Here is a 10,814-nt window from a genome sequence, read left to right as displayed (position 1 = left end):
ACTTAGGTACAAAAAAAATTTGACAAAGATAAAATTTTTTTATATAATAAAATAGTCACGTTAGTGGCCCTATGGTCAAGTGGTTAAGACATCGCCCTTTCACGGCGGTAACCCGGGTTCGAATCCCGGTAGGGTCACCATATATATGGGCGTTTAGCTCAGTTGGGAGAGCATCTGCCTTACAAGCAGGGGGTCATAGGTTCAAGTCCTATAACGCCCACCATATATATTTATTTGAGTGGCCCGGTAGTTCAGTTGGTTAGAATGCCAGCCTGTCACGCTGGAGGTCGAGGGTTCGAGTCCCTTCCGGGTCGCCATATTTCAATATACTATACTTGCTGGTGTAGCTCAATAGGCAGAGCAATTGATTTGTAATCAATAGGTTGGGGGTTCAATTCCTCTCACCAGCTCCAAAATGGAGGAGTTCCCGAGTTGGCCAAAGGGGACGGACTGTAAATCCGTTAGATTTTCTTTCAGTGGTTCAAATCCACTCTCCTCCACCAAACTATTGCGGGTGTAGCTCAGTGGTAGAGCCCCAGCCTTCCAAGCTGGTTGCGAGGGTTCGACTCCCTTCACCCGCTCCACACGTGGACCTATAGCTCAGCTGGATAGAGCAACGGCCTTCTAAGCCGTGTGCCAGAGGTTCGAATCCTCTTAGGTTCACCATTTTTTTGATAATGTGTACCTATAGTTCAGCTGGATAGGGAATAATCTCTAAACCTTGTGCCATAGGTTAGCATAATCTTAGGTTCACTATCTTTGGGGTATAGCCAAGTCGGTAAGGCACAAGACTTTGACTCTTGCATTCATAGGTTCGAGTCCTATTACCCCAGCCAAATATGATCCATTAGCTCAGTCGGCAGAGCACTTGGCTTTTAACCAAGGTGTCCGGAGTTCGAACCTCCGATGGATCACCATATTACGGAGGGGTACCGAAGTGGCCATAACGGGGCGGTCTTGAAAACCGTTAGCGTGAAAGCGCACGTGGGTTCGAATCCCACCTCCTCCGCCACAATGGAGAAGTACTCAAGTGGCTGAAGAGGCTCCCCTGCTAAGGGAGTAGGTCCTTAACGGGACGCGAGGGTTCAAATCCCTCTTTCTCCGCCATTAAGGACTTCTATTTTTTTTACATGATGTGGGTGTAAAAAGTTTAAGCCTGGATAGCTCAGCAGGTAGAGCAACGGACTGAAGCTCCGTGTGTCGCTGGTTCAATTCCGGCTCCAGGCACCAAAACTTAGGTTTTAGGGGTGTAGTTCAGTTGGTAGAACGTTGGTCTCCAAAACCAAATGTCGAGGGTTCGAGTCCTTTCACCCCTGCCAATTTGGACCTGTAGCTCAGGTGGTTAGAGCGCACGCCTGATAAGCGTGAGGTCGGTGGTTCGAGTCCACCCAGGTCCACCAATATTTTTCGGGCCATTAGCTCAGTTGGTCAGAGCACCCGGCTCATAACCGGTAGGTCCTGGGTTCAAGTCCCCGATGGCCCACCAACTGCATTCAAAACGGCTAGAAATAGCCGTTTTGTTTTTAAATTCATCTCAAATTCATCTCAAAATATTTTTTTTAATATTTTTACAAATGTTTTTGGATATAATTATTAAATTTATTTATTGATTCTTCTTTTCTTTTTTTAGTTAAATGAGTATAAAGATTTAATGTTATTTGATAATCTGAGTGTCCTAAAATTCCTTGCACTTCTTTAACTTGCATTCCTGCTTCAAAACAAATGGAAGCAAATGTATGTCTTAATCCATGAATTGTTATCTTTTTTATATCAAGATTTTCATAAACTTTATTTAGTTTTTTAACTTAATAAATAGATGCAAATATTAAAGTTTATATGAATTATATGAAATATTCATTCATATAATACCGATAAACAAAAACAATTTAATACAATTATGATATAAATTTCATAAAAAAGGCGACTATTAATAGTCACCTTATTGTTTATATAATAATTATTATATATAATAATAGAAAAATAAATAATAGATACAATATCTTGATGGTTTTGAGTAAAGAGGTAATATGAAAAAATATTTTTGGTTATTTTTGTTTGGATTAGTATTTCTTATTGTAATAATTTTTTGGTGTTTTAATTATAATATGATAAATATATCAAACTCATGGGATATGACTATTAGTTCGTCTTATACTACTGAAGTTTTATATGAATCAGATAGAGGGTTTCAAGGAGATGGTGAAAAAATAATAAAATTAGATTCAGATAATTTAGAATATAAAATTGAATGTTCTGAATGCTATAAGGTTATAGAATTGGATAAGGATACGAAATTAATATCTGAAATTTTAAGTCGAGCTAAATTAAAACAAATAATAAATATACATAATTTAAGAATTATAGATTCTATTAAACAAAATAAAAATAAGGATGATTATTTCAAGTATCTTATTATCACATCTGACATTAATAAAAAAACATATTATATATTTGAAATGATTATTTAATACACATGGAATAGATTGATTTAAAAAAACATGAAATAGTATATATTTTGGATATGCTATTTTTTTATTTTAATTGATATGGTTATTATTTTTGTATAGAATATAATATACTATGAAAAAAGAAAGAGATGCATATGAAAATTAAAATATTTATTATAGCTTTAATTGCAGCGTTATTAGTTGCTTGTAATAGCGAAGAAAGTATTGATGTTGAAAGTTCAGCTACTGGTGAATATAACCAAGAAGGGGTGACTGAAGCTGATAAGCAATTTGGAAAATTAAAAAATAATAATAATAAATCTAGCGAACAAACAGAAGATATCAAAACGGTTAGGCCAGATGTAACTAAATTCATTTTAGAACAATTTGATGTTGAAAATAGTTCTACAAAGGAATTAAATGGTTTAGAATATACAATTAATGATAAGTCTATAACATCTATATTTAAAGGTGAAGCAACACATAAATTCCAAAATACAGCATATCCTTACAGTATAGAGATTAAATGTTTTGATAAAAAAATAAGTAATGCGGATTTTGTAAATACTATAAAAAAGGATTATCCAAATTTGAAAGTTCTAAATATGAAACCATATGGAGATGTTCTTTTAGAGAATATAAATAATAATCCATATTCTGCAGAACTCCATGTACTTTGGAATAATGAAAACTCATACTATATTGTATTTAAGAGTGAGACGATGTCAGTGCCAGAAATTTTGGTGTTAAGTGAAAAATTTGCAGAATATTTGAAATAGTTTACAATAAAAAAATTAATTTTTGTTAAATTAGATTTTATAAAATGAATAAAAAAATTCCCCTATGAAGATAAAGTGAACCCAAAAAGTTGTTTTTTAGTCAACTTTTTAGGTCAGTTCAAAGATAAATTAATTAGGGGCATTTTTTTGTTGATTTATAATTTAATTATTTATAATATTTTTAAAAATATTCAATACTAAATTTTTAATATTTTCTAAATAATATCTATTATCAAATATAGGAATTAAATCTTTTCTTAAATTGTAAGGTGATGTATCTACAAAATTAGATTCATAATTAATTATATGAACAAATCCCATAATATTGTCTGCTAAAAATCCTTCAATTATGTGAAGTCTTAATTTAAATGAGGAATTATTAATATAAAGACTATAATTATGTCCTTCTATAAAATAATCCATTATCTCTGGGATAATATTTCCTTTTATTTCTAAAATATTTTTTTCATGGAATATTGAATCGATTTTAATAGTTCTTTCATTTAGATAAATATTTTTACTTTCTTCTATTTTATTTACTAGATCGAGTAGTGCATTAGTGTTTATTACATCATATTTGTTATGAAGTAATATTTTTTCAAATTTATCATTTTTGAATTCTTCAAAAGTATAAAAATCTATATCAGAATCCAATTCAAAATCTTCAAATCTCTTAATTTCATGATAATTTTCAACTTCCTTGAGAGAAAAGCTATTTATATCAGTAATATATTTATTTTTGATTAAATACTTTCTAATATCAAAACTTGATTGCTCAATGAAAGGATCGAGTCCATGAAATTCCATTCTAGATTTTATAAATGGGATATCAAATATATCTCCATTAAAAGTAATTATATATTGATCATTGAGTATTTGAGAAATCTCTTCTAGAAGTTCTTTTTCTTCATTTTCATCAGTTATGGCATATTGTATGAATTTACCATCTGAAAATAAAATACCAGCAACAAGAACTTTTGAATGAATTCTAGATACACCAGATGTTTCAATATCTAGAACAATATATTTTTTACTAAAAATATTTGAATTTTTAATATAATCATTTAATTTTATCATGGTAGAACCTTTCTTAATTTGATATAATTACATGTATTATATTATCATAAAGGAGGATTAAAATGATATATTTTGATAATGCCTCAACAACTAAAATCGATAAAGTTGTAAAAGAAGAAATGATTAGAGGATATGACGAAGTATTTGGAAATCCATCATCACTTCACAGACTGGGTTTAGTTGCTGAAAAAGAAATTGATAAGGCTAGAAAAACTATATCTAAAAAAATGAATATTAGCTCTAAAAATTTGTATTTTGTACCGAGTGGAACGATAGCGAATAATTCAATAATCCATTCCTTTGATATATCAGGTAAAAATATTTTAATTACAGAAGCGGAACATAGTAGTATGCATCAAGCAAGTTTAAACACTGTGGCCGAAGTAAGATATATAAAGATTGATAAATATGGATTTGTTGATAAAGAAGATTTACTAAATAAAATCGATGAAAATACTGTTTTAGTATCTATAATTCATGTTAATAATGAACTAGGAAGTATAAATGATATCAATCATTTAGCAAAAATATCTAAAGAAAAAAATCCAAATGTATTATTTCATAGTGATGGAGTTCAAGCCTTAAATAAAATTGAAATTAGTTTGAATAATATTGACTTTTACACAGTTTCTTCACATAAAATACATGGTCCAAAAGGTATAGCAGCTTTGTATATTAAAGATATAAACAAATTTAATAAACTTTATTTTGGTGGAGGACAGGAAAAAGGACTTTTTTCTGGTACTGAAAATGTTCAGGCAATCTTAGGATTTGCAAAAGCTTCAACTCTTGATAATAATTTTAATAAAGTATCAGAAATAAATAATTATTTAAGAGAAGAAATTTCAAAATTAAATGGAATAATTATAAATTCTCCAAAAGAAAATTCTAGTCCATATATATTGAATTTCTGTGTAGAAAAGATTGGAGCAGAAATTTTACTTCATTATTTAGAAATGGATGAAATATATATTTCTACTGGATCTGCTTGTAATAAAGGTGAAAAAAGTAGAGTTATAGAATCTATAAATGTAGAAGAGAAATATAAAAATGGCTGTATAAGAGTGTCACTATCTAAAGATAATACATTAGAAGAAGCGAAAGAGTTTTTAGAAAAATTACAAGAACGAATAGAAACAATAAGAAGGATAATAAAATGAGATGGATGCTAGGAGTGAGCTTTGGTGAGCTCATGTTAAAAGGAAAAAATAGAAAAAAATTCATAAATGATTCTATAAAACAAATATTGAAAGCGATTGAAAACTTTGAAATAGGAGAATATTTCCTAGATCATGGAAAGTTATTTATAGAAGTTAATAAAGAAGATTTTGATGCGATTATAGAAAAGACAAGAATGGTATTCGGATTATCTTATGTATATCCATCTATTCAGGTTGAAAAGAATTTTGAAGATATTCAAAATGGGATTATTGAATTAATAAACAATGAAAATATAGAAGAAAATGTAAGTTTTAAGGCGATTGCGAATAGAGCGGATAAGTCTTTTGAATTAAATTCTATGCAAATTGCTGCAAAGGTAGGAGGAATAGTTCTACGTAATTTCGATAATTTTAGTGTAGATGTAAAGAATCCACAAAAAGAAATACATGTAGATATCCGTCAAAAAGCATATGTGTATATGGATAAAATTAAGACGATTGGTGGATTGCCTATAGGAACTGGTGGAAAAGCATTGCTATTATTATCAGGAGGTATAGATTCTCCAGTAGCTGGATTTGAAATAGCATCACGTGGTGTTGAAATAGGAGCTATACATTTCCATTCATATCCATTTACATCTGAGAGAGCTCAAGAAAAAGCAAAAGATTTAGCGAGACAACTTTCTATTTATATTGGAGAAATTGAATATTATCAAATAAATTTATTAAACATTTATACAGAGATTAATAAAAAATGTAGGGCAAGATATACTACAGTTATAGCTAGAAGATTTATGATGAGAATAGGTGAAGAAATTGCTAAAAAACATAGATATGATGGTTTTGTAACTGGAGAAGCATTGGGACAGGTTGCAAGTCAAACAATTCAATCTATATCGGTTGTAAATGCGGCAACAAATCTTCCTATTTTAAGGCCATTAATAAATATGGATAAGGTTGATATAATTGATAAAGCAAAATGGATAGACACATATGATATTTCAATACAACCATATGATGACTGTTGTTCATTTTTTGCACCTGATAGACCAGCAACAAAACCTAGAATTTACGATATTCTAAAAGAAGAAGAAAAATTAGATATAGATGCTTTAGTAGAGGATGCATTGACTACATTAGAAGTTATAAAGATAAATGTAGATGATGAATAGAAGTATATTATAAAAAAGAGGATATATGAAAAATATAAAACATATAATTTGGTTTTTTAAAAAATATAAATATAAATATATGATAGGGATATTTGCATTACTTTTTACGAATATAGTGGTAACTGTACCAAATCAAATAATTGGGAAATTCGTAGATTCTGTAACAAATAATGCTTTAACCGCTGATTTGCTTAGAAATATTGTTTTAATATTTATAGCTGTAATAGTGCTTAAATATATATCAGCATTTATATGGCATTATTATTTATTTGGGCATTCCTATCAATCCGGAAAAGATTTCAGAGATAAATTTATTATAAAAATATTAAAACAAAGTCCTATATTCTTTTTTAAGAATTCAACAGGATCATTGATGAGTAAAGCAACTCAAGATATTGGTGCTATTGAAACACTAACAGGATATGGAATTTTAGCTGCTATGGATGCTACGGTATTTCCTCTTATAATTATAATTATCATGGGAACTACGATATCATGGCCAATGACTCTATTATCTGTAATGTTTTTACCATTACTAGTGCTTTTTACAAAAATACTAGGGAAAAAACTATATGAAGGATTTATGAGAATACAGCAATCTTATGATTATATATCAGAAAGTGTAATGGAAAATATTACAAGTATAAGAGTAATCAAAGGATATTCAACACAAGAAGTTGCTCAAAAAAGATTTGATAAAAGTGTGGATAAACTATACGAAAATACATATAAACAATATAAAGTAGATGCATTTTTTATTCCATCAAGTAGACTTATACCTGCTTTTACATTTGTAGCAGCACTTTTATTTGGTCAATTTCTTATGGGAGAAAATAGATTAAGTTTAGGTCAAATGACAACATTTTTCCTATACTTGAATATGTTAGTATGGCCTATGTTTGCGTTTGGTGATTTATTTAATGTTATACAAGAAGCTTCAGCATCAATAGAGAGATTGTATCACGTATATACATATAAAGAAGAAGTTGTAGATAGAGAAAATGCAATAGAATACGAAGCTAATGGCGATATTGAATTCAAAGATTTTAGTTTTAAATATCCTAGAGAAAATCAATATGCATTAGAAGATATTAATTTGAAAATTAAAAAGGGTGAAACACTAGGAGTAGTAGGTAAAATTGGTTCTGGAAAGACTACATTAGTTCGTCAATTACTTCGATATTACACAGTAGAAGAAGGTATTATATTGATGGATGATAGGCCAATTGAACAATATAGTATTGAAAGTATAAGAGATAGTTTTGGATATGTTCCACAACAACATCTGCTATTTTCAAAATCAGTCTATGATAATATAGCTTTTGGAAAGACTAATGCTACTGAAAAAGAAGTAATGGATGCAATAGAATTTTCTGATTTCACAAAGGATTTGCATACTCTTCCAAATGGATTAGAAACGATGATTGGGGAAAAGGGTATTTCAATTTCTGGTGGACAAAAACAAAGAGTTTCTATTTCTAGAGCTGTAATAAAGAATCCTGAAACGCTAATACTTGATGATTCACTTTCAGCAGTTGATGCAATAACTGAAAAGAATATTATTAAGAATATTCGTGAACAAAGAAAAGGTAAGACAACAATAATTATTGCACACAGACTTTCAGGAGTTAAACATGCAGACAATATAATAGTCCTTGATAAAGGGAAAATTGTTGAAAGTGGAACTCACAAGGAATTACTTGCAAATAAGAAATGGTATTATGAACAATATGAAATGCAAAAACTAGGAGGTTCAGATGAATAAAGAAAACTTACAAGGGAGCTTTATTTTAGAAGAACCTAAAGTTAAAGCGAGATTTAGAAATAAGAAGATTTTAGAATATTTATTAAAATTTAAATGGTTATTAATAATATCAATAATATTAACATTAACAGCGACTCTAATTGAACTTATAGGACCAATTATACTTGGAAAGATATTAGATGGGGAATTAGTCGAAGGTATAGGAGCTCCTGATAAGAGAAGATTTTATCTTATGGTATTAGGATATTTTGCTTCGATAGCTGGTGGAGCATTGATTTCATATTTTGGATATATTTCATTTTCAAAATTATCAAATGCACTTACAACAGATATAAGAAAAGATACATTTAGACATGTAGTTAGTTTACCAGTTCAATTTTTTGATAAATATGCTATAGGTAAAATAGTAAATAGAATTACAAATGATACAAAAGATATTAGAATGTTATTTCAACTACTATTTTCACAATTATTAGTAATTGTTATTAGAACAATTGGACTTTTAATCACTTTATTTATAATTGACTGGAGACTGGGTTTAATTTCAATAATAGCAACACCTATACTATATTTTGTATTTATGGATTTTTTCAATAAATCATTGACATATCAAGGAAATCTAAAAAAATACAGATCTGAAATGAATGCTAATTTAGCTGAAAATATTCAAAATATGGAAGTTATTCAAGCTTTCAATAAAGAAAAAGAAATCTATAATGAATATTCGGATATAAATGAAAAATGGAATAAAGAAGGTTGGAAGATGGCTACCTTATGGGGATATTCATCAAACAATCTTACTAATACTTTAGCAAATGTAGTTATTGCAGCTGTGATTATTGTATTTGGTTCATATTTATTAAATGGTATAGAATTATTTTCAATAGGAACATTGTACGTATTTATTGATTATAATTCAAAACTATATAGTAATATCAATGCTTTGATGGATCAAGCTGGACAACTTCAATCAGCAAAATCAGCAGCTGACCAAATATTTGAACTTCAAAGAGTTGAACCATTTAAAGAAGGTGAAAGAAAACTTGAAAATATGCAAGGTGAAATTAAATTTAACAATGTAAACTTTGCTTACAATGAAGACGAATATGTTATTCATGATCTATCTTTAGATATTCCAAAAGGAACATCGGCTGCATTTGTTGGACATACAGGTTCAGGAAAATCTACAATTATGAATTTAATTTATAAATTCTATAATATAAATAATGGAAAGATAACAATAGATGGAGTTGACATCAACGAGCTTGATATGGTATCTGTCCGTTCAAATATGGCTATTGTATTCCAAAATCCATATATTTTTCAAGGAACTGTATTTGAAAATATAGCATTATTTGATCCTAAAATCAGTAAAAATGAAGCTGAACTTGCTTTAATCTCGGTTGGTGGAGAAAATATACTTCAAAGAAATGGTGGAATCGATAGTATGGTAGGAGAATCTGGTTCAGGATTTTCAGCAGGTGAAAAACAAATTATTTCATTTGCTAGAGCCATGGTAAGAGATCCAAAAATTCTAGTTCTTGATGAAGCTACAGCAAATGTAGATACAGAAACTGAAAATATGATTCAATTTGGTCTAAATAGATTGAAAAAAGGTAGAACGACATTATTAATAGCTCATAGACTTTCAACTATTAAAGATTCAGATAAAATTTATTTACTTGAAAAAGGACATTTAATAGAAGAAGGTACCCATGATGAACTTATGGAATTAAATGGAAAATATGCTTCTATGTATAGAAATTAGGTTTTACAAATAGTTAGGAGTTTTAATGAATGAAATATATGAATTTCTAAAACAAAATATAGAAGTACCAATTGCGGTGTTGGCAGTTTTTTTAATAATTGTTGTAACTGCTAAGGCCAGAAAAAAGTATATAATGCAAAAAATAAGAAATGAATTTGGTAAGTTTAAGAATTATGAATTTAAAAAAGAATATGATGAAGAAAATTTAATAAACACTTATTCTATTTTGAAAAATCAATTCAAAGGTAAATATATTGATAATATTACTTGGAATGATTTAGAAATGAAAAAATTCTATGACAAAATTAATTATACATTTTCCGATATTGGTTCTGAAATTCTATATTTCAAACTTAGAGCTCTTGATAGTTCAAAAAATGAAGATGAGGAAATTATATCATATTTTGAAAATAACGAAAAAGAAAGAGAAAAAGTTTCTTATGAATTTTCTAAATTAGGTGGAAGAGGTTCTAGTAGTTTTATTCCATTTTTAAATTGAGATATTAGTGTAAAAAGTTTTGAATATATTAGATATTTGATTCAAGGAATGATTCCTTTAATTTTATTAATTACAAGTGTATTTAACAGTATTTTTCTTTTTCCGCTAATATTTATAGTTGTATTTAATTTTATTTATACAAAAACT

Annotated in this window: 8 protein-coding genes, 15 tRNA genes and 1 pseudogene; 22 read left to right on the top strand and 2 right to left on the bottom strand. The window is 28.9% G+C overall.

Annotation, left to right across the window (positions count from 1 at the left end; genetic code table 11):
• Nucleotides 1–65 precede the first annotated feature (65 nt).
• The 15 genes from G534_RS0101565 to G534_RS0101495 all read left to right on the top strand — a co-directional run bounded on the left by G534_RS0101565 (nt 66) and on the right by G534_RS0101495 (nt 1,486).
• A tRNA-Glu gene (locus G534_RS0101565) sits at nt 66–140 on the top strand.
• Nucleotides 141–147: 7 nt separating this feature from the next.
• Nucleotides 148–223: transfer RNA gene (locus G534_RS0101560), tRNA-Val, on the top strand.
• Between the two features lie 17 nt (nt 224–240).
• Nucleotides 241–317, top strand: a tRNA-Asp gene (locus G534_RS0101555).
• A 20-nt stretch (nt 318–337) separates the two neighbouring features.
• Nucleotides 338–413: transfer RNA gene (locus tag G534_RS0101550), tRNA-Thr, on the top strand.
• A gap of 4 nt (nt 414–417) precedes the next feature.
• Nucleotides 418–503: transfer RNA gene (locus G534_RS0101545), tRNA-Tyr, on the top strand.
• Nucleotides 504–510: 7 nt separating this feature from the next.
• A tRNA-Gly gene (locus G534_RS0101540) sits at nt 511–584 on the top strand.
• A gap of 5 nt (nt 585–589) precedes the next feature.
• Nucleotides 590–666: transfer RNA gene (locus G534_RS0101535), tRNA-Arg, on the top strand.
• 94 nt (nt 667–760) lie between these two features.
• Nucleotides 761–836 (top strand) — tRNA-Gln (locus G534_RS0101530).
• A gap of 5 nt (nt 837–841) precedes the next feature.
• Nucleotides 842–917, top strand: a tRNA-Lys gene (locus tag G534_RS0101525).
• A gap of 6 nt (nt 918–923) precedes the next feature.
• Nucleotides 924–1,012 (top strand) — tRNA-Ser (locus G534_RS0101520).
• Between the two features lie 4 nt (nt 1,013–1,016).
• Nucleotides 1,017–1,107 (top strand) — tRNA-Ser (locus G534_RS0101515).
• Nucleotides 1,108–1,154: 47 nt separating this feature from the next.
• A tRNA-Phe gene (locus G534_RS0101510) sits at nt 1,155–1,230 on the top strand.
• A gap of 13 nt (nt 1,231–1,243) precedes the next feature.
• Nucleotides 1,244–1,319, top strand: a tRNA-Trp gene (locus G534_RS0101505).
• A gap of 4 nt (nt 1,320–1,323) precedes the next feature.
• Nucleotides 1,324–1,400: transfer RNA gene (locus G534_RS0101500), tRNA-Ile, on the top strand.
• Between the two features lie 9 nt (nt 1,401–1,409).
• Nucleotides 1,410–1,486: transfer RNA gene (locus G534_RS0101495), tRNA-Ile, on the top strand.
• Nucleotides 1,487–1,568: 82 nt separating this feature from the next.
• Here G534_RS0101495 and G534_RS08915 read toward each other — a convergent pair.
• Nucleotides 1,569–1,784, bottom strand: a pseudogene (locus G534_RS08915) (tyrosine-type recombinase/integrase); the annotation flags it as partial.
• Nucleotides 1,785–2,027: 243 nt separating this feature from the next.
• On the opposite strand from G534_RS08915, the gene G534_RS0101485 reads away from it, so the two are divergent.
• Together G534_RS0101485 and G534_RS0101480 are read left to right on the top strand one after the other, a co-directional pair.
• A complete protein-coding gene (locus G534_RS0101485; RefSeq protein ID WP_027347550.1) occupies nt 2,028–2,468 on the top strand; it encodes a hypothetical protein in 441 nt (146 codons plus the stop codon).
• 134 nt (nt 2,469–2,602) lie between these two features.
• Nucleotides 2,603–3,226, top strand: coding sequence for a hypothetical protein (locus G534_RS0101480; protein ID WP_027347549.1), 624 nt, complete (start codon nt 2,603–2,605; stop codon nt 3,224–3,226).
• A 162-nt stretch (nt 3,227–3,388) separates the two neighbouring features.
• Here G534_RS0101480 and G534_RS0101475 read toward each other — a convergent pair whose 3' ends face one another.
• Nucleotides 3,389–4,303: a ribonuclease H-like domain-containing protein gene (locus G534_RS0101475; RefSeq protein ID WP_027347548.1), complete on the bottom strand. Its 915-nt coding sequence runs from the start codon at nt 4,301–4,303 to the stop codon at nt 3,389–3,391.
• A gap of 62 nt (nt 4,304–4,365) precedes the next feature.
• Between G534_RS0101475 and G534_RS0101470 the strand changes: the two genes are divergently transcribed.
• Genes G534_RS0101470 through G534_RS08315 form a run of 5 tightly spaced genes read left to right on the top strand, consistent with a single transcriptional unit; the run spans nt 4,366 to nt 10,667 of the window.
• On the top strand, nt 4,366–5,463 hold the full coding sequence (locus G534_RS0101470) for a cysteine desulfurase family protein (protein WP_027347547.1): 1,098 nt from the start codon (nt 4,366–4,368) through the stop codon (nt 5,461–5,463).
• Entirely contained in the window at nt 5,460–6,635 is a 1,176-nt protein-coding gene (gene thiI, locus G534_RS0101465; protein WP_027347546.1) for a tRNA uracil 4-sulfurtransferase ThiI, read from the top strand. Before G534_RS0101470 ends, thiI begins: the two co-directional genes overlap by 4 nt.
• 25 nt (nt 6,636–6,660) lie before the next feature.
• Nucleotides 6,661–8,400, top strand: a complete 1,740-nt coding sequence (locus G534_RS0101460) for an ABC transporter ATP-binding protein (RefSeq protein ID WP_027347545.1) — start codon at nt 6,661–6,663, stop codon at nt 8,398–8,400.
• Nucleotides 8,393–10,168 (top strand): ABC transporter ATP-binding protein, encoded by a 1,776-nt coding sequence (locus tag G534_RS0101455; RefSeq protein ID WP_051177372.1) that lies wholly within the window; start codon nt 8,393–8,395, stop codon nt 10,166–10,168. The genes G534_RS0101460 and G534_RS0101455 overlap by 8 nt, the downstream gene beginning before the upstream one ends.
• 25 nt (nt 10,169–10,193) lie before the next feature.
• Nucleotides 10,194–10,667, top strand: a complete 474-nt coding sequence (locus G534_RS08315) for a hypothetical protein (RefSeq protein ID WP_051177371.1) — start codon at nt 10,194–10,196, stop codon at nt 10,665–10,667.
• Nucleotides 10,668–10,814: the final 147 nt, after the last annotated feature.

Source organism: Helcococcus sueciensis DSM 17243, assembly GCF_000423145.1.
GTDB lineage: Bacteria > Bacillota > Clostridia > Tissierellales > Peptoniphilaceae > Helcococcus > Helcococcus sueciensis.
The sequence above is the reverse complement of the archived record's forward strand: the minus strand, read 5'-3'. Positions and strand labels throughout refer to the sequence as shown.